The organism is Xanthomonas sp. NCPPB 1068, from assembly GCF_041479385.2.
Classification (GTDB): domain Bacteria; phylum Pseudomonadota; class Gammaproteobacteria; order Xanthomonadales; family Xanthomonadaceae; genus Xanthomonas; species Xanthomonas cannabis.
In genome coordinates, this window is record NZ_CM192986.1 from 4,243,518 (window position 1) to 4,260,602 (window position 17,085).

Annotated in this window: 16 protein-coding genes and 1 tRNA gene; 2 read left to right on the plus strand and 15 right to left on the minus strand. The window is 63.1% G+C overall.

Features of this window, described 5'->3' with window-relative positions; genetic code table 11:
* Positions 1–142: 142 nt before the first annotated feature.
* From ACCQ12_RS17955 to ACCQ12_RS17995, 9 genes are all read right to left on the minus strand, one after another.
* Positions 143–1,564 (minus strand): HlyD family type I secretion periplasmic adaptor subunit, encoded by a 1,422-nt coding sequence (locus ACCQ12_RS17955; protein ID WP_372382391.1) that lies wholly within the window; start codon positions 1,562–1,564, stop codon positions 143–145.
* Positions 1,561–3,726 (minus strand): type I secretion system permease/ATPase, encoded by a 2,166-nt coding sequence (locus ACCQ12_RS17960; RefSeq protein ID WP_372382392.1) that lies wholly within the window; start codon positions 3,724–3,726, stop codon positions 1,561–1,563. Before ACCQ12_RS17960 ends, ACCQ12_RS17955 begins: the two co-directional genes overlap by 4 nt.
* Positions 3,727–4,532: 806 nt before the next feature.
* A complete protein-coding gene (locus tag ACCQ12_RS17965) occupies positions 4,533–4,931 on the minus strand; it encodes a winged helix-turn-helix transcriptional regulator (RefSeq protein WP_104581321.1) in 399 nt (132 codons plus the stop codon).
* A gap of 83 nt (positions 4,932–5,014) precedes the next feature.
* Positions 5,015–5,560, minus strand: coding sequence for a copper chaperone PCu(A)C (locus tag ACCQ12_RS17970; protein WP_104581320.1), 546 nt, complete (start codon positions 5,558–5,560; stop codon positions 5,015–5,017).
* An 89-nt stretch (positions 5,561–5,649) separates the two neighbouring features.
* Positions 5,650–6,120 carry an SCO family protein gene (locus tag ACCQ12_RS17975; RefSeq protein WP_233549034.1) on the minus strand — a complete coding sequence of 157 codons (471 nt, stop codon included), beginning with the start codon at positions 6,118–6,120 and terminating at the stop codon, positions 5,650–5,652.
* Positions 6,121–6,241: 121 nt separating this feature from the next.
* Entirely contained in the window at positions 6,242–6,442 is a 201-nt protein-coding gene (locus ACCQ12_RS17980; RefSeq protein ID WP_104581319.1) for a hypothetical protein, read from the minus strand.
* Between the two features lie 213 nt (positions 6,443–6,655).
* Positions 6,656–7,081, minus strand: coding sequence for a DUF2946 family protein (locus ACCQ12_RS17985; RefSeq protein ID WP_104581318.1), 426 nt, complete (start codon positions 7,079–7,081; stop codon positions 6,656–6,658).
* 202 nt (positions 7,082–7,283) lie between these two features.
* Complete coding sequence (locus ACCQ12_RS17990; RefSeq protein WP_372382393.1) at positions 7,284–7,826, minus strand: cysteine hydrolase family protein; 543 nt, start codon at positions 7,824–7,826, stop codon at positions 7,284–7,286.
* A 160-nt stretch (positions 7,827–7,986) separates the two neighbouring features.
* Positions 7,987–8,964: a GlxA family transcriptional regulator gene (locus ACCQ12_RS17995; RefSeq protein ID WP_233549032.1), complete on the minus strand. Its 978-nt coding sequence runs from the start codon at positions 8,962–8,964 to the stop codon at positions 7,987–7,989.
* On the opposite strand from ACCQ12_RS17995, the gene ACCQ12_RS18000 reads away from it, so the two are divergent.
* A complete protein-coding gene (locus tag ACCQ12_RS18000; protein ID WP_233549030.1) occupies positions 8,945–9,937 on the plus strand; it encodes an SDR family oxidoreductase in 993 nt (330 codons plus the stop codon). The two genes, ACCQ12_RS17995 and ACCQ12_RS18000, sit on opposite strands and share 20 nt — an antisense overlap.
* Before the next feature lie 543 nt (positions 9,938–10,480).
* Here ACCQ12_RS18000 and ACCQ12_RS18005 read toward each other — a convergent pair.
* The 5 genes from ACCQ12_RS18005 to dtd all read right to left on the minus strand — a co-directional run bounded on the left by ACCQ12_RS18005 (position 10,481) and on the right by dtd (position 15,124).
* Positions 10,481–11,695: a tyrosine-type recombinase/integrase gene (locus ACCQ12_RS18005; protein WP_372382394.1), complete on the minus strand. Its 1,215-nt coding sequence runs from the start codon at positions 11,693–11,695 to the stop codon at positions 10,481–10,483.
* A gap of 176 nt (positions 11,696–11,871) precedes the next feature.
* A tRNA-Ile gene (locus ACCQ12_RS18010) sits at positions 11,872–11,947 on the minus strand.
* A 268-nt stretch (positions 11,948–12,215) separates the two neighbouring features.
* Positions 12,216–12,539, minus strand: a complete 324-nt coding sequence (locus ACCQ12_RS18015) for a DUF6566 family protein (RefSeq protein ID WP_372382395.1) — start codon at positions 12,537–12,539, stop codon at positions 12,216–12,218.
* Positions 12,540–12,700: 161 nt separating this feature from the next.
* Positions 12,701–14,575 (minus strand): RNA polymerase sigma factor RpoD, encoded by a 1,875-nt coding sequence (gene rpoD, locus ACCQ12_RS18020; protein WP_039564462.1) that lies wholly within the window; start codon positions 14,573–14,575, stop codon positions 12,701–12,703.
* A gap of 108 nt (positions 14,576–14,683) precedes the next feature.
* Positions 14,684–15,124, minus strand: a complete 441-nt coding sequence (dtd, locus tag ACCQ12_RS18025; RefSeq protein WP_047694681.1) for a D-aminoacyl-tRNA deacylase — start codon at positions 15,122–15,124, stop codon at positions 14,684–14,686.
* A gap of 99 nt (positions 15,125–15,223) precedes the next feature.
* Between dtd and ACCQ12_RS18030 the strand changes: the two genes are divergently transcribed.
* Positions 15,224–16,138: a lauroyl acyltransferase gene (locus tag ACCQ12_RS18030; RefSeq protein WP_104581314.1), complete on the plus strand. Its 915-nt coding sequence runs from the start codon at positions 15,224–15,226 to the stop codon at positions 16,136–16,138.
* A gap of 291 nt (positions 16,139–16,429) precedes the next feature.
* Here the strand turns inward: ACCQ12_RS18030 and ACCQ12_RS18035 are convergent, their stop codons facing one another.
* Positions 16,430–16,951, minus strand: a complete 522-nt coding sequence (locus ACCQ12_RS18035) for a GNAT family N-acetyltransferase (protein WP_104581313.1) — start codon at positions 16,949–16,951, stop codon at positions 16,430–16,432.
* Positions 16,952–17,085: the final 134 nt, after the last annotated feature.

The following is a 17,085-nucleotide window of genomic DNA, read 5'->3' on the forward strand; positions in this document are numbered from 1 at the left end:
GGTTTTATGCTGTTACAGACATTGGGCAACCTCTTTTTGTAAGCAGGCGTAAACGGTAGAAATGTTTAAGACCGTTCCGCCAAAAGATTCCCACGCCAAAAATTCCGAGTATAGCTACGCTGGTGCCGCCCCCACATTGGCGTTACCTTTCTCTCAAAGATTCCGAGCCATGTATTCGCAAGGGACTTAATAAATAATCAATAACCCGCCTTTTCCCTGTTTTCACTTCCGCACTCAAGCTCATCCCGGCACTCATCCGCACCTTGACCCCATCGATCTCCAACGTGCTGCCGTTTAATTTGATGCGTGCAGGAAATACCAAACCCAGCTTTTCGTCCTGCGCGGCATCGTGGGAGACGCTGGCGACTGTCCCGGTCAGATAGCCGTAGCGGGTGTAAGGGAAGCTGTCGACCTTGACGGTGACTGGCTGACCCGGGCGCATGAAGCCGATGTCCTTGTTCAAGACGGTGACTTCAACCTCCAGTGCCTCTTCGGCAGGCACTACGACCAGTAACGGCTGTGCGGGCGTCACCACACCGCCTACGGTGTGCACGGCCAGCTGCTGGATGGTGCCGTCCACGGGCGCGTGCAGAGCCATCAACTTGTCCCGCTGTCCGGTCTTGGCGACGTCCTGGGTCAGTTGGCCGGCTTGCTCGCTGGCCTGGCGTAAGACGCCCAGTGCCTGCTGGCGGGTGTCGGTGACAAGCACGCGCAATTCCTCTTGCGCTGCGCTGATGGCCGAGCGGATTTCCTGCAGGCGATTGCGTTGGGTGGCAAGCTGGCTTTCTGCAGCGATGCGTTCCTGTTCGCGTAATAGATAGTCGTGACGGCCGACGTACTTGCCTTCGACAAGACGGCCGTAGTCTTCCGCGCGCACTTTCGAGATGCGCGCCGACTCAGCCAGGGGTGCGATCGCGTCCTGGGTGGTCTGCAGTTCGGCCTGACGTTGGGCGATGCTGGCTTGCAGGTTATGCCGGCGGGCCTGGAAAGCGTCGAATTGGCTGCTGACCAATTGCTGCTCGTTGGCAACCCGCTCTGCGGGAAGATCCGGAGCCGGCCCAAGCTGCGGTGGCTGCCCGGTGGCGATGGCGGTTGCCAGAGCAGCCTGACGCAGCACGGCGAGCCGTGCATTGATCAGGGCGTCACCTGCCTGGGCAAATTCGGCACCAGTGGCGGTGGCGTCGAGCTCGACCAGCAACTGGCCTTTCTTCACCGCCTGTCCATCGCGCACCAGGATCCTGCGCACCACCGCGGTTTCTGCGGTCTGCACCACCTTGGTTCGGGAATCGACGACGGTCTTGCCCGGTGCCACGGCGACGATGTCCAGCTTGCCCAGGCATGCCCACAGCAGCGCGACACAGAAGAAGCCGATGATGATGCGCATCGTCCAGCGCGCAGTGGGCGAGACCGGCGTTTCGGTTAATTCAAGATGGGCCGGCAGGAACGCGCGCTCGTCGGCGCTGCGCGCAGGCGGGTCGAGCTGGCGGCGCACCGCCCAGGCCGATTTGAAGATCTTGAAATAGCGGAGAAAGAAATCGCGCCATCCCTGGATCTGGTGCTTCATGGTGTCCCCTGTTGCAATTTGTACAGATGCGCGTACTGGCCTTCCGGCCGGTCGACCAGCTCGGCGTGCGAGCCGCTCTCGACGATGCGCCCCTTCTCCACCACGACGATGCGGTTGGCCTGCCGCACGGTGGACAGGCGATGGGCGATGATCAGCACGGTGCGGCCCTTGCAGATCGCGCGCATGTTGCTCATCACCGCGTGTTCCGATTCGTAATCCAGCGCACTGGTGGCCTCGTCGAGAATCAGGATGCGCGGATCGCCGATCAGTGCGCGCGCGATCGCAATGCGCTGCCGTTGCCCACCGGACAAACCGGTGCCGTGCTCGCCGACTTTGGTGTCGTAGCCTTCCGGCAATTCCAGAATGAAGTCGTGGGCACCTGCCAGCTTGGCCGCATGGATCACCCGCTCCAGCGGCATGCCGGGATCGGTCAACGCGATGTTCTCGCGCACGCTGCGGTTGAACAGGAAGTTTTCCTGCAGCACCACGCCCAGCTGACGACGCAGCCAGGCCGGATCGGCCAGCGCCAGGTCCTGGCCATCGATCAGCACCCGCCCGCGCTCGGGCGTGTAGAGCCGCTGCACCAGCTTGGTCAGCGTGCTCTTGCCGGAGCCGGAACGGCCAACGATGCCGATGATTTCGCCTGGGCGAATGTCCAGCTCGATCCCGTTGAGCACCTCGGGCGCATCCGGCCGGTAGCGGAACGTGACCCGCTCGAACGTCACCTGCCCGCGAATCGGCGGCAATGCCAGGCGACTGCCCGGCACCTCGGTTCGCGTATTGAGAATATCGCCCAGCCGCTCGACCGAGATACCGACCTGCTGGAAGTCCTGCCACAACTGAGCCAAGCGAATGATCGGCGCGGTAACCTGGCCGGACAACATGTTGAAAGCGATCAACTGGCCAATCGACAGCTTGCCTTCCATCACCAGCTTGGCGCCCCAGAACAGCACCGCCACGGCGGTGAGCTTCTGTACCAGCTGTACGCCTTGCTGACCCAAGGTTGCAATGCGGGTGACGTTGAAACCGGCGCTGACATAGCCGGCCAGCTGGTTGTCCCAGGTACGGGTCACGCGTGGATCCACCGCCATCGCCTTGACCGTACCGATACCGCTGACCGTCTCCACCAGGAACGATTGGTTGTCGGCGCCGCGCGCAAACTTGTCGTTCAAGCGCTTGCGCAGCACCGGGGTGATCAGTCCAGAGATCGTGGCGTACAGCGGCAAGGACAGCACCACGATCAAGGTCAGCCAGCCGCTGTACCAGAACATCACCGATAGAAAGACCACCGTAAAGAACAGGTCCAGTACCGAGGTGAGCGCCTGCCCGGTCAGGAAGTTGCGGATGTTCTCCAGCTCGCGGACACGCGCGATGGTGTCCCCGACCCGCCGCGACTCGAAGTACGCCAACGGCAACGACAACACATGCCGGAACAGCCGCGCGCCAAGCTCCACGTCGATCTTGCTGGTGGTATGGGCGAAGACATAGGTGCGCAGGCCGGACAGCAGCACATCGAACACCGCCATCGAGACCAGCCCGATTGCGATGACGTCCAGTGTGGTCAGGCCGTTATGCACCAGCACCTTGTCCATCACCACCTGGTAGAACAGCGGGGTGATCAGCGCGAACAGCTGAATGAAGAACGAGACGACGAAGACCTCGATCATCAACTTGCGGTACTTGACCACCGCCGGGATAAACCAGCTGAAATCGAACTTGGCCAGATCGCCGAGCACCGAGGCGCGCGAGGCGACCTGCAGCAACCGCCCCTGGTAGCGCGCTTCGAATTCGGCAGGCGAGATGGAGCGCGGGCGCTTTTCGACCAGATCGTGGATCAGGATCTGGTCCGCTCCGACCTTGGCCACGATGAACGCGTCACCTCCCGGCACCAGTGCCAGAGCCGGCAGTGCAGCCATGCCGATCCGCGCGGCCGGCTGGGCGACCACCTTGGCTTTCAAGCCCAGTTGCTTGGCCGCCAGCAGCAGCGTGGTCTCATCGAAAGGCTCACCCCCACGGCCAAAGCCATGCGCCAGCTGCGTCGCATCGGCGGCAATACCATGAAATTGCGCCAGAAGGACAAGCCCCTGCAGCCCCAGATCCGGCCGATCATGCACCGACGAGCCGCCCTCGACCAACGAGAGCGACGCACTTCCCCCTGACATACGCGTTCCTTGCTATAGAGCCCAAGCCGGGCTCAAGTGTCGGAATAGGATCTGGGACTGTTAAGAAGCTGTCAATCAGCGAATCCCCTGCTGACGATCAATTTTCTCAATCGGGCGTCTCCCAGCTGAGACAGCTCCTCCGCCACACGTGCGGAGCTTCAGTTCAAGCTTGACTTGGAGCGCTAATGGCCAGTCATCAACGACAAGTCAGTTCGCCAAATAATGCGCTAAACAAGATTGCGATAGCCTTCAAGCAGGTTTTGAACTTATAGCTACTCCAGGTAGCGTATAGGCCCGGGGCGCAAAACGCGGCCATGCGGGCTTTCTAGACCCTAGGACCTTACTTACGTCCGACATAGCAGCCCACGCATCTCCAGCCACTCTATGAATTGGCCGAACCAGTGATCGCTTGTCGTCCCCTTGGGATGCAGATCGAAACCGTGTCCGCCGCGCTCATATACATGCAGTTCGGCCGACACTCCCGCCTTGCGCCACGCGTTGTAAAGCAAGATGGGATCGTCAGGCTGATAGTCATTATCGGCGGCACCGGCAACGAACGCCGGAGGAGCATCCGACGGAACCGGGGTACGTAGGCCGCCGTAAATCAAGCCCCATCTCGTCTAGGCCGCCATATCGTTGCAGCGTGCTGGCATCGTTGCAGCCACCGGATGCATGCGCGCATGCGTTCCCGACGTCTCCCGGCACGTTCAGCTTTACGTTCGCAGCGGTCATTGCGCCACGCATCGAGAACACCATGGCATCGTTTCCCACTACAGAAGGTGCCATAGCGCTTACTCCAGTTCCGCTCAGGATTTTGCAAGCGGGCAGCCCGCTGCAATCTCCCGCATGGTCATCGCAACGCCGTCCTTGGGCGGCGCAACCGCAACGCTGTCTGCCGGCAACGACTCGCCCCATTCGCGCAGCGCCTCGAACACACCGCGCAGCCCCTCGCCCAGCGGCGTGAGCGTATACACCACACGGGGCGGCGTCTGCGCATACGCGGTCCGCACAACCAGCCCGGAGGCTTCGAACTGCCTCAGGCGACTGGTCAACGTATGCGCGCTGATGCCCTGCAATGCCTGCCTGAGTTCAGTGAAACGGCGCGGACCCACAAGCAGCTCGCGCACAATCAGCGACGCCCATGGTCCCTCCAACAATTGAAAAAAACGGGCCACCCCACAGCACGAAGCGTTCGATGTTTCCATTGGCTATCTGATTCTGCGATTGAACGGCGCTACGGCCGCGTTGCACGCCGTGGTGCCGGCGTACGCGATCTCACGGGCGCCCACTAGCGCATATGCTGCCCATGTGAATCCGCATCAGGTGCAGACGCGCCCATTGGACGAACCGCAAAGTGCACATCTATGCGCGGCGCATGCTCAAACACCAGCGTGGCCACGACAGGCTTGCCCTCTTCAAAGGGCGCGTGCGGCGCAATGAACATCAAATGCATGCCGCCCGGGCCGAGCACCACCTGCTCACCCGGCGGCAAGACCAATCCCTGCTCCAGATGGCGCATCTTCATCACGCCGGCATCCATGCGCATGTCGTGGATCTCCACCTGCGCACTGGCCGGCGACTCCACCGCCACCAGGCGATCGGGCGTTGCCGACTGATTACGCAGCGTGAGGTAGCCGCCCGCCACCGGCGCACCCGGCGGCGTTGCGCGCGACCACGCATCGCTCGCCACCACCGCAGCGGCTGCAGCGGGCGCTTCGGTCGCAGTGGGCGTCACGGCGGCAGGCGCCGGGTTGGATTCGGGCGCCGGCGCGCGCTCGCACGCCACCAGCGTCAAGGCAGACAACGTAGCCATCATCAGCACATGCAGTTTCATGTCTTTCTCCTTGGGTCGACCGACGCGTGCGCCGCAGCGTCTCGCTTATCGTCATCGACGTTGATGTTCGGGAAGCCGGCAGACCGCCGTTACTTGAGTGCGAGCACTTGCCGGATATCGTGCACAACCGAGTCCACGCTCTGCTCGTGCGCAAGGCCCACGCGCAGCTGTCCTTCGCGATCGAAGAGAAAACTGCGCGTGGAGTGGTCGATGGTATAGGTCGGCCCCATCGGCACCTTCGCGTAGCTCACTTTCAGATTGCCCGCCGCTACCCGGATATCGCCCTCGCTACCGGTCAGGCCGATGAAGTCCGGATCGAATGCTTTCACGTAGGTCCTGAGCACATTCGGCTTATCCCGTTGCGGGTCCAGCGTGGCAAACGCGAACTGCACCTGCGCGGCATCCGCACCCAGCTTGCGCTTGACCTGCGCCGCACGTGCCAGCGTGGTCGGGCACACGTCCGGGCAATGAGTAAAGCCGAAGAACAGCACCAGCGCCTTGCCACGGAAACTGCGTAACGGCCGCGGCGCGCCCTCGGTGTCGTAGAGATAAAAATCCATGCCGCGCGCCATCGGGCTAAGGTCCGCGCCATTGGGAGCGAACCCGTCACTCCCCTTCCCACACCCGGCCAACATGCCGAGCAGGCACATCAGCATCAGCTGCACTAGCCGTCGCTTCCATCTACATCGCATCGTTCGCATCGTGATTTTCATCCATCCATTGCGAGCGGCCTGCTGCCTGCCGCTCTGGCGTACGCCATGTCGTGCCGATCGCGCGGTCATCGCCAAGCTTGCCGCGCGCATCAACGCCGCGCCTTGCATCGAGGACCGTGCAGCTGCTGGCCCACCGCCCGGTCGCATCGTTGCGGATGCGATGCGGCATCGATCGGTGCCGTTCGAGGCGGGAGTTGCGGTTCGTCTGCAGTCAGCCGGCGCATCTGCGCAGGGGTGATCAGCGCCAGCGTTGGCAACAGTGTCACAAGCGCAAGGCACGGCGTCGCCGCCGCTTGGGGCGGCAAAACAAAATACGTCATCTATCTGCTCCAAAACATCCAGAAGCACACCCGTTCGCGGGTGCAGCTCAACAACCGACGTTTCAGGCAACCAGTGGCGGCCCGCGTGGTGCATGCGCCCACCAGCGCGCGGCCATAGGGCCAGTAACGGCACGACGCGCGACCGCGAGTCGGTCCCGAATCGGTGCAAGCACCAGGCACGCCATCAGCAACAACGGCAGCAGGCGCGTGGCAAGCAGGCAGTACTCGCAGCCCACTGCATCGCCGCCACCGGCGTTGTGCAGCCTGTGTTCGGCACTCAGCTCCTGGTGAGCTGCACCAACCTGCGCGTCTGCCAACCGCTGCATGGCGTGAACACTACTGCCATCGGTCTCTGGCGCGTCGCCAAGCTGCCAGGGCTGGCTGTGGCAAAGAGGCGCGTCCAGGAAGCGCGATGTGTCTACGAGCGTGCGGCTCACCAAGGGCGCGCATAGCAACAGCAGCACCGCCAAACAGGCCAGGCGCTGCATCAGGCTGAACAGGGGCGAGGGAAGTAGGCGCACCGGCAAAGTGTAATGAAAAAACCGCAGGCCACCTGCGACCCTTCGTCGCAGCCCGACGCCTGGGTTCGCACCACGCGCGTTGCATGCACTGCGCGCCGCGCCCGGTTGAGGCACTACCGGCGCAGCGCGCTCGCGGCGCACACATCGCAACGCGCGCCCTACTCTTTCATCAGGCCTGCAGATACTCCTGCGTGGAGAGCACCGCCGCATAGCCGAACTTAAACGCTGCCATCATCGCCGCATGCACGTGCGCCGCAGGCACGCTGGTGCCAGCAAACTGCAGATCCATCGTGGCGCAGGCATCGTGCAGCACCGTCACCGTATAGCCCATGTCCCCAGCAGCGCGCACGCAGGCATCCACACACATGTGGCTCATCGCACCGACGATCGTCACCTGCGTTATGCCGTGCTGCTGCAGCTGCTGCTGAAGCGATGTGTCACGGAAGGCGTTGACATGCTGCTTGACGATGACCACCTCGCCGTCCTGCGGCATGAGCGCATCGCGGATCCGCGCGCCGTGCGAGCCGGCTACAAAAAACGGCGCATCCGCACCCGCCTCATGGCGCACATGAAACACCGGAACACCCGTGCGGCGCGCATCGGTAATCACCGCCAGCGCGTTTTCTGCGGCCGGTTCGATGCCGGTCAATGGCAGTTTCCCGCCAGGAAAATAATCGTTCTGCAGGTCGATGACGATGACGGCCTTGGTCATGGTGTTCTCGCGTGGGATGTCATCGGAGAGCATGCGCCGGCGCGCTCATCGCGACGAGTGGCACCACCGACATCACCGGGCCGGGAGCGACATCTCATCGCTGCCGCGGGTATCCGCCGCGCGTACCCGGCCGCAAAAGGTGGTCAACGGCTCAAGGCAGTCAGCCACCAAGCGCACCTGCAAACCGCTGCCGGTAGTCGCTGGGCGATAGCCCGAGAATGCGCTTGAACACCTTGCGAAACGCCGCCGCGTCCTGATAGCCGACCTCCCACGCAATCGCGTCGATGGTCATTGCATGCGCTTCCAGCAGCGCGCGCGCGCGGCCGATCCGCAGCCGCTGGCCATAGTCCGTGCTGGTCATGCCGGTCGCCTTCTGGAACCGGCGCAGAAAGGTGCGCGCCTCCAGCCCGGCCTGTGCGGCCAGGCTGGTCAACGCCACATCTCGCGCACCGGTCTCCTGCAGCCAGTGCTGCACCCGCAGGATCGCCGCGTCGCCATGCGTCAGGCGCGGCGAAAACACGCTGTAGTAGCGCTGCTGTCGGCCCGGCGGGTCGACCAGCAGCACCCGCGCGGTTTCCAGCATGACTGCCGGCCCCAACAGGCGATCCACCAGCCGCAGCCCAAGATCCGTCCACGACATCACACCACCGGCGGTAATGACATCGCCCTCGTCGATGAGCAGTTCGTCCGGGTCCACCTGGACCGCCGGAAAGCGCTGCTGCAATGCTTCCGCATGCAGCCAGTGCGTGGTCATGCGGCGTCCGTCCAGCACGCCGGTGCCGGCCAACAGAAACGCACCCGCGCACACCGAGCACAACACCGCGCCCTGGGCATGTTGCGCGCGCAGCCAGTCGATCAGGCAGGCATTGCGCGCCGCATCCGGCGCATCGCCCAGGCTTGGCGGCAGGATCAACGCGCACAGGCGCGTGTCGGCGTGCATGTCGTTCCCGGACACACGCAACGGTGCTGCGGCGGGCGCCGGCTGCTGCCAATGCGTGACCCGGATCGTCGCGCCCGCCCCGTTCGCTCCCGAGAACCGGTTGGCCACCGCAAACAGATCGGTCAGGCCAAGCACGGCCGCCTGCTGCGCATCCGCATACAGCACCACGCCGACCTCGATGGTTTGCCTGGATGCCATCTCGTTCTCCATGCCGACTTGCATTCAGCAACGCGCCATTAGTGCAGTTGAAGTAACCGAAGCACGTCGCCCATGCTCCGGCTCCACAGCTTGCCCACATCACAGGAGTATGCCAATGACCTACATCATCCATGGTGCCACCGGCGCACAAGGCGCGCCGCTACTCAATGCGCTGTCGCAGGCCGGCAAGCATGCCGTGGCCGCGGTACGCAACACCGATGCGGTCTCCGGGGCGTCGGTACAGGTCGATCATCTTTCCGTCCGATCGCTGACCGATGCCTATCGCGGTGCGGATGGCGTCTTCGTCCACCTGCCTCAGGCACCCGAGGACGTGCGCGTTGCCTACGCAAACAACATCGTCCAGGCCATCGACACCGCGAAGCCGGCGCGCGTATTGATTTCTACCAGCGGCAGCATCGTCGATGCACCGGGCAGCGCGCTGCAGGCAGCACCCGACTCGGCCATCGCCATTCTGATCGACGGCGTGCAACGCAGCAGCGTGTCGAGCGCTGTCATCGCCCCGCGCCTGTATCTGGAAAACCTGCTGCTGCCCATGGTCATTGGCGGCGTGCATGGCGACGGCGTCCTCGGTTATCCGATACGCGAAGAGTTCCCGGTGTCCTGGAGCTCGCATCTGGACGTCGCCGATGTCGCCGCGCAGCTATTCGACCGTCCTGGCGTGACCGGCGTGGTCGGCGTCGGCCAATTACCTGGCCTGCTCGGCGCAGACCTCGCTGCCGCACTGGCCCATCATCTGAAGCGCGATGTCTGCTTCCAGAGCGTATTGCCAGCGGATTTCGGTAAGCACCTGGAGCCGCTGCTCGGCCCCGCGGCAACGGCGGTGGCCGGTTTCTACCAAGCGTTGTGGCAGACGCCTGCCAACACCATCGACTCAGCGACCAGTGCACAGCACCTGCTTGGCATCACACCGCGCAGTGTCGACCAGTGGTTGAAAGATCTTGCTATCCAGTGATTGATTGCAGGCATCGCAGGGTGCGTGGCGTGGCTAAATCGACCACGCTACGCACTGCATTGATGGGACATTAAGTCGAAGAACAATGTCCGAATGACCTCAGGCGTCGGTACCTGTGAATCTTCCGCAGGTCGATACGGGGAATGGGAGAGGCGCATACTGCGGAGCCCTGGACTTCCAACCCAGGCACGCAGGATCAAAGATCATTCGTGGTACCTACCGGGATCGACTATCTCGCTGCGCTTGCTCGTTATGGGAGCAGCGCGCTTTCCTGACGGAGTGTTGGGCAGAACCATTGATATCAAGGTGATAAAGAAGACCTCGCGGGCAATCTTTTCGCGAACGTAGTCGTAATGACATCCGGGAACGTCGCCTTGGAGAACTTGCTGACAATCTCCCGCAAGAGCATCCGAAAAGAAAAAAAACGATCAGCAGAATCTCACTATGCCGCTACATCAGTTTCTTAGCGCTTCAGATGTACTGCCTGGAGGCGCACCCGGCGCGAAAAAATGCCGTTAGCCGATGCCTGTACCCAATGCGGGCTCACGCCATCTGCTTGCGAATGGGCAGGAGTTTCCTCTCGGAACTCCGCAGACTATCCAGGTAATCAGCCCACGCTTGCATCATTTTCATGCGCTCTGGCAAGTGCGCGGTGCGATTGTAGGCACGTCCCAGCGGATCGCGCACGGCATGCGCAAGTTGGTGCTCGATATAGTCAGGGCGAAAGCCCAGAACTTCATCCAGTACGGTGCGCGCCATCGCACGAAAACCGTGACCGACGATAGTCGCGCCATCGAATCCTAGATTACGCAAAGCGGCGTTGATTGTGTTCTCGCTCATCGGCCGGTCTGAACTGCGGACGCCAGGGAAAACATAGTCGCTACGCTTGGTAAGCGGTTGTAGATCCCGCAGCACGCTCACGGCCTGAATGGACAGTGGAACGATATGCGGCGTCTTGGTCTTACTGGTGACGTAACGCCACTCGGCGCCATCCAGGTCGATATCGGTCCACTTGGCATGCCGCAGCTCACCCGGACGCACAAATAGCATGGGAGCAAGCTTGAGAGCTGCCTGCGTCACTGCGGCACCTTGATAAGCCCAGAGTGCGCGCAGCAGATCGCCAATCTGATTGGGGTCAGTGAGACTGGCGAAGTGCCTTGTCTGGGGTTGCTCCAGCGCGCCTGTCAGGTTGTCGGCCGGATTACTTTCGGAGCGGCCCGTGGCAATGGCGTAGCGGAACACTCGTCCGGCATGTGCACGGGCCCGATGAGCAGTTTCGATGATGCCCCGCTGCTCCAGCTTCCGTAGGGCAGCCAGCAGGATTGGAGCGCTCACATTGGTTATGGGCATGTCGGCAATGGACGCCAAATCTTTCTCGATCAGCCGGCGCTCGCGCTTCACCGATCCGGGACTAAGGCCTTCCCTGGCGCGCTTGTTCAATAGCTCCAGTCCGATGGCGCCAAATGTGGTGTTAATGCGTTCGGTCTGGACAGCTCTCTCGACGCGTGCGATGTGGGCCGGATTGGCTCCACCCTTCAGTAGCGCGCGCAGCTTGTCGCGCTCCACGCGTGCCTGCATCAATGACATGGCCGGGTATTCGTCGATGGTCACAATGCTTGGCTTGCCGGCATAACGATAGCGGTAGCGCCAAGCTTTCGAGCCAGTGGGACGGACCTCTATGCAGAGGCCATTCGAGTCAGCCACCCGAAAGGCTGCCACTTTAGGTTTCAACGCGCGAAGCTTGGCATCAGTGAGCATGTGAGTCAGACAGCTGTGAGTCGGAGCCGCCCATTGCCGCTCCACGACTCACAGCCTGACTCACTTTATTGCCGGACGCAACTGGACGTCGCTGAACTTCAGAGGACGCAGGCCAGCTAATTTATCTTGATTTTTGCGGATTCTCGGACTGAGCCGGACGTCCCCGGACTGCGTTTTGGTGGGCCCACCAGGATTCGAACCTGGAACCAAAGGATTATGAGTCCTCTGCTCTAACCGTTGAGCTATAGGCCCTGCTGCACAGCGCTCGCTGGTGCCGCATGCAATGCGTCGGGCCAACAGGAGTGGGGCAAGTTTACCTGTCTGCCAACAAGCTTGTCTGCTGGATGCCTGCTGCTACCTGCTTACTTGCTGCATCCTTCGTCCGCTCCGAAAGCCCTACCTAACTGCGCTGCACGCGAACCGCGTTGCACACGCTGCGGAGATGGCCGGGCCGTTCAAGCTGTACGTGCTGTTCGATCGGCACACTTCGATCGGCACACGTAGCCCGGCGGGGCAACCATCACGCATCCGCGGTCTGCTGCTGCCTGTCGATCAGCTGGCGACCTTCGCGGAAGCCTTGCGCAATGGCATCCTGGTAGGTGTCCCAGGTCTGAGTCCGGTCGTTGATACGGGGCAGGCGCGTGCTGCCTCCGTCGGCATAGACGTCCACCCAGAGCGTCCACTTGGCCGTTGGCGTGGCCTGTTCGGCACGTACGCGGATCTCGTGATCGCGGTAGGTGGTGGTTTCGTAGCGGCTTTGTCTACTCATCGGATGGCCTCGTTTGCTTTCGTGGACCAACTTAGAAGCGCTGGCTGGAATACCACGTGAGATCGAAAGAAACATCCACTTAATAGTGCGTTGCCGTGCGGCTTCGTCGCCAAGGTGTGAAGCCGATCTCCTCCATCCAGTGCAGCCTGCAGCGGCGTCGCCGGGCCGGCGCCTGAAACGCAACAGCCCCGCGTGTGCGGGGCTGTTGGGACCACCATCAGGACGCGACTGACAGGTCAGTCGATATCCAGGAACGAGCGCAGCTGTTCCGAGCGGCTGGGGTGACGCAGCTTGCGCAACGCCTTGGCCTCTATCTGGCGGATCCGCTCGCGGGTGACGTCGAACTGCTTGCCTACCTCTTCCAGCGTGTGATCGGTATTCATGTCGATACCGAAGCGCATGCGCAGCACCTTGGCCTCGCGCGGGGTGAGGCCGGCCAACACATCGCGCACCGTCTCGGAGAGATTGATGTTGGTGGTGTTGTCGATCGGGGACTCCACGTTGGTGTCCTCGATGAAGTCGCCCAGATGCGAATCCTCGTCGTCGCCGATGGGGGTTTCCATCGAGATCGGCTCCTTGGCGATTTTCATCACCTTGCGGATCTTGTCTTCCGGCATGTCCATTTCCTTGGCCAGTTCTTCCGGCGTGGCCTCGCGGCCGAACTGCTGGAGCATCTGGCGGGAAATGCGGTTCAACTTGTTGATCGTTTCGATCATGTGCACCGGGATACGGATGGTGCGCGCCTGGTCGGCGATCGAACGGGTGATGGCCTGGCGGATCCACCAGGTTGCATACGTGGAGAACTTGTAACCACGACGGTATTCGAACTTGTCCACGGCCTTCATCAGACCGATGTTGCCTTCCTGGATCAGGTCCAGGAACTGCAGGCCGCGGTTGGTGTACTTCTTGGCGATCGAGATGACCAGACGCAGGTTGGCCTCGACCATTTCCTTCTTGGCCTTGCGTGCCTTGGCTTCGCCGTAGGCCATCGCACGGCTGATTTCCTTGATCTCGGCCAGGGTCAGGTAGTTGGCCTTCTCCATCTCGATCGAGCCCTGCTGCTCGGAGACGATCTGGTCCTTGACGTCGCGCAGCGCCGACGACCACTTCTGCTTGCGCTTGAGTGCGTCTTCCACCCATTCCAGGTTGGTCTGGTTGCCTTCCCAGGAGCGGATGAAGTCCTTGCGCGGCATGCGTGCCACGGTGGTGGCCAGGTGCAGCACCTTGCGCTCGTGATCCTTGATGCCGTTGACCACGCCACGCAGCTGGGTGACCAGCGCGTCGGTCAGCGGCAGCGGCAGCTTGAGCGTGGTGAAGATGGCGGCCATGTCTTCGCGCGCCTTGACTACCAGCTTGTGCTCGGCGCCGTTCTTGGCATAGATCTTCTTGAACTTGGCGTATTCGTTGGCCAGGTTCTCCATGCGCGTGGCAACTTCAACCGGGTCCGGACCGGTCGGGCCGGCCTCTTCTTCGGCCGCGTCGTCATCGCCGTCTTCGTCGTCGTCTTCATCGACGGCGTCTTCGTCCACCGCGACCGGGCCGGCGGCGGCCAGTGCAGCGGCGGCAGCGTCGGCTTCTTCGATCAGGTCGTTGAAGCCGACCACGATCTCGGCCAGACGCTTCTTGCCTTCCTTGTGCGCTTCGTAATCGGCCAGCAGCATTTCGGTCGACAGCGGGAACACGCCCAGTGCTGCCTGGACCTGGCTCAGGCCTTCTTCGATACGCTTGGCGATGGCGATTTCGCCTTCGCGGGTCAGCAGCTCGACGGTACCCATTTCGCGCATGTACATGCGCACCGGGTCGGTGGTGCGACCACCTTCGGTGTCGAGCGCGGTCAGCGCGGCGGCGGCTTCTTCGGCGGCGGTGTCGTCAACCTCGCGGTTGCCGGTGTTGCCATCGTTGAGCAGCAGGGTTTCGGCATCGGGTGCAACTTCATGGACATCGATGCCCATGCCGTTGATCATGCTGATGATGTCTTCGATCTGCTCCGGGTCGACGAGGTCGTCGGGCAGATGGTCATTGACTTCGGCGTAGGTCAGATAGCCCTGTTCCAGGCCCTTGCTGATCAGTAGCTTGATGTCGGATTGCTGGGCAGGACGTTCGTTGGCCATGAGTGCTCGCGCCACCGGCTTTGAGATTGGAAAGAGAACCTAGCATTATACCAGCGTGAAGCCCGGTCTGCCGGATTCAAGACGGGACCGCTGGTGGACGTGTTGTATCTAGGGTCTGAGAAGGAAGGTCACCGGGCCGTCGTTGACCAGGTCGACAACCATATGGGCCCCGAAGCGCCCGGTTTCCACCCCGCCGCGATGTTTTTCGCGGCAGATCGCCACCAATTGATTGAACGCCCGTTCAGCCTCCTGCGGCGGCGCAGCCGTGCTGAAGCCCGGCCGGTTGCCGGAGCTGGTATCCGCAGCCAGGGTGAACTGGCTGACCAACAGCAGGCCGCCACCGGTGTCGGTGAGTGAGCGGTTCATCTTGCCGGCGTCGTCGCCAAATACCCGGTAGCCGAGCAGGCGCTCGGCCAGGCGCCGGATCTGCGCATCGCTGTCGCCGGGCTCCACCCCGACCAGGGCCAGCAGGCCGGGGCCGATCTGCCCGACGCTCTGTCCGTCGACGGTGACCGAGGCCCGGGTAACGCGTTGGATCAAGGCAAGCATGGGCATCCCGGGCGGCAAACTGTGCCGCGCAGCATGCCCAGCGCTGCCGGCCGTGTCACCTGCGGGTCTTCACCGGCCGCGCTGTTTAGAATTGCGCGGATGACACCTGATCTTCGCGCTCGCCTGCTGTATGCCACCGCCGCCACCGTGGGCCGCCTGCCCTGGCCGCTGCTCAAACGCGTGGCCGATGCGCTGGCCTGGAGCTGGCGCAAGCTCAATGCACGCGAGGCGCGCGTGGCGTGGCGCAACCTGGAGCTGGCGTATCCGGAGTTGAGCGCGGCACAGCGCGCGCAGCTGCATGCACAGGTCCTGCAATCGACCGCACGCCAGACCCTGGAAGTGCTGCGCACCTGGACCCGCCCGCCGGCAGACAACCTGGCGCGTCTGCAGCGCAATGGCCAGGAGCTCTACGACGCGGCCCTGGCCTCCGGCCGCGGGGTAATCGTGGCCGCGCCGCACTTCGGCAACTGGGAGCTGCTCAACCAGTGGCTGTCCGAACGCGGGCCGATCGCGATTGTGTACCGGCCGCCGGAGTCCGAGGCGGTGGATGGCTTCCTGCAGCTGGCACGCGGCGGCGACAACGTGCGCCAGGTGCGCGCCGAAGGCCCGGCCGTGCGGCAGTTGTTCAAGGTGCTCAAGGACGGCGGCGCGGTCGGCATCCTGCCCGACCAGCAGCCGAAGATGGGCGACGGCGTGTTTGCGCCGTTCTTCGGCATGCAGGCGCTGACCATGACCCTGGTCAACCGGTTGGCCGAACGCACCGGCGCCACGGTGCTGTACGGCTGGTGCGAGCGCGCCGGCGACGACCTGCAATTTGCGCTGCATGTGCAGCCGGCCGACCCGGCCGTGGCCGACCCGGACCCGGTGCGCGCCGCCAGCGCACTCAATGCCGGCATCGAACAGATCGCCCGGCGCGACCCGGCGCAATATCAATGGACCTACAAGCGCTACACGCTGCGCCCGCCGGGCAGTGGCGAAGCCAATCCCTACGCTACCGCGCGGCACCCGCACTAGGCCATTGATCGCCAGCGGCCACTCGCCTTGCGAGACGGGCGCCGGTGCTGCCTGCACACCCGTCCCCATCGGCGCCCGGGCCGTCCCGGCGGCGGGGCACAGCTACCGGGCGTGGATGACGGCGTTGTGCCAGATGCCGTGCAGCCACCGAAACGACGCTGCAATCGGGTCCGGCGCATCACGCGTCCTGCGGCCCCGCACGCGCAGGAGAACGCGCCACGACGCGCGCTCCCATCAACCGCTTACGGCAGGTTCGCGCGCAGAACGTGTCACGCCGCATCACCACCACGCTCAATCGTCGTGCGGGTCCGCTGGCGTGGACAGGATGCGCTGATAGAAGGCCAGATCCAGCCAGCGCCCGAACTTGAAGCCGGCCTCGCGCACGGTGCCGGCGTGGGTGAAGCCGAACTGTTCGTGCAAGGCGATGCTGGCCTGGTTACTGGCATCGATGCCGCCCACCAGCACGTGCACGCCGCGCTGCTCGGCCGCGGCGATCAGGGCCTGCAGCAGCGTGCGCCCCAGCCCCTTGCCGCGATGGTCCTGGTGCACGTAGATCGAGTGTTCGACGCTGTATTTGAACGCCGGCCAGGCGCGGAAGGTGCCGTAACTGGCAAACCCCATCAGGGTGCCGTCGTCGTCTTCCACGCCGATCACCGGAAACCCGCCGGCGCGCTTGGTGGCGAACCAGCCGACCATGCTCTCCGGTGGCCGTGGCCGGTAGTCGTACAGCGCGGTCGAATGGGCGATGGCCTCATTGAAGATGTCCAGAATCGCACTGGCATGACGCGCTTCGCTGCAGTCGATAAGACGCATGGGATCTGCTGGGCTGAAAGATCGCCCGATTAGAAAGCATTGCCGGGCGCTGAACAACGCGGCCGGTGCGCAACCAACCGCTACCCGCGTGGTCACTCATGCGCGGCCGCTGGATGCAGCGTTCCAGCCGGCGG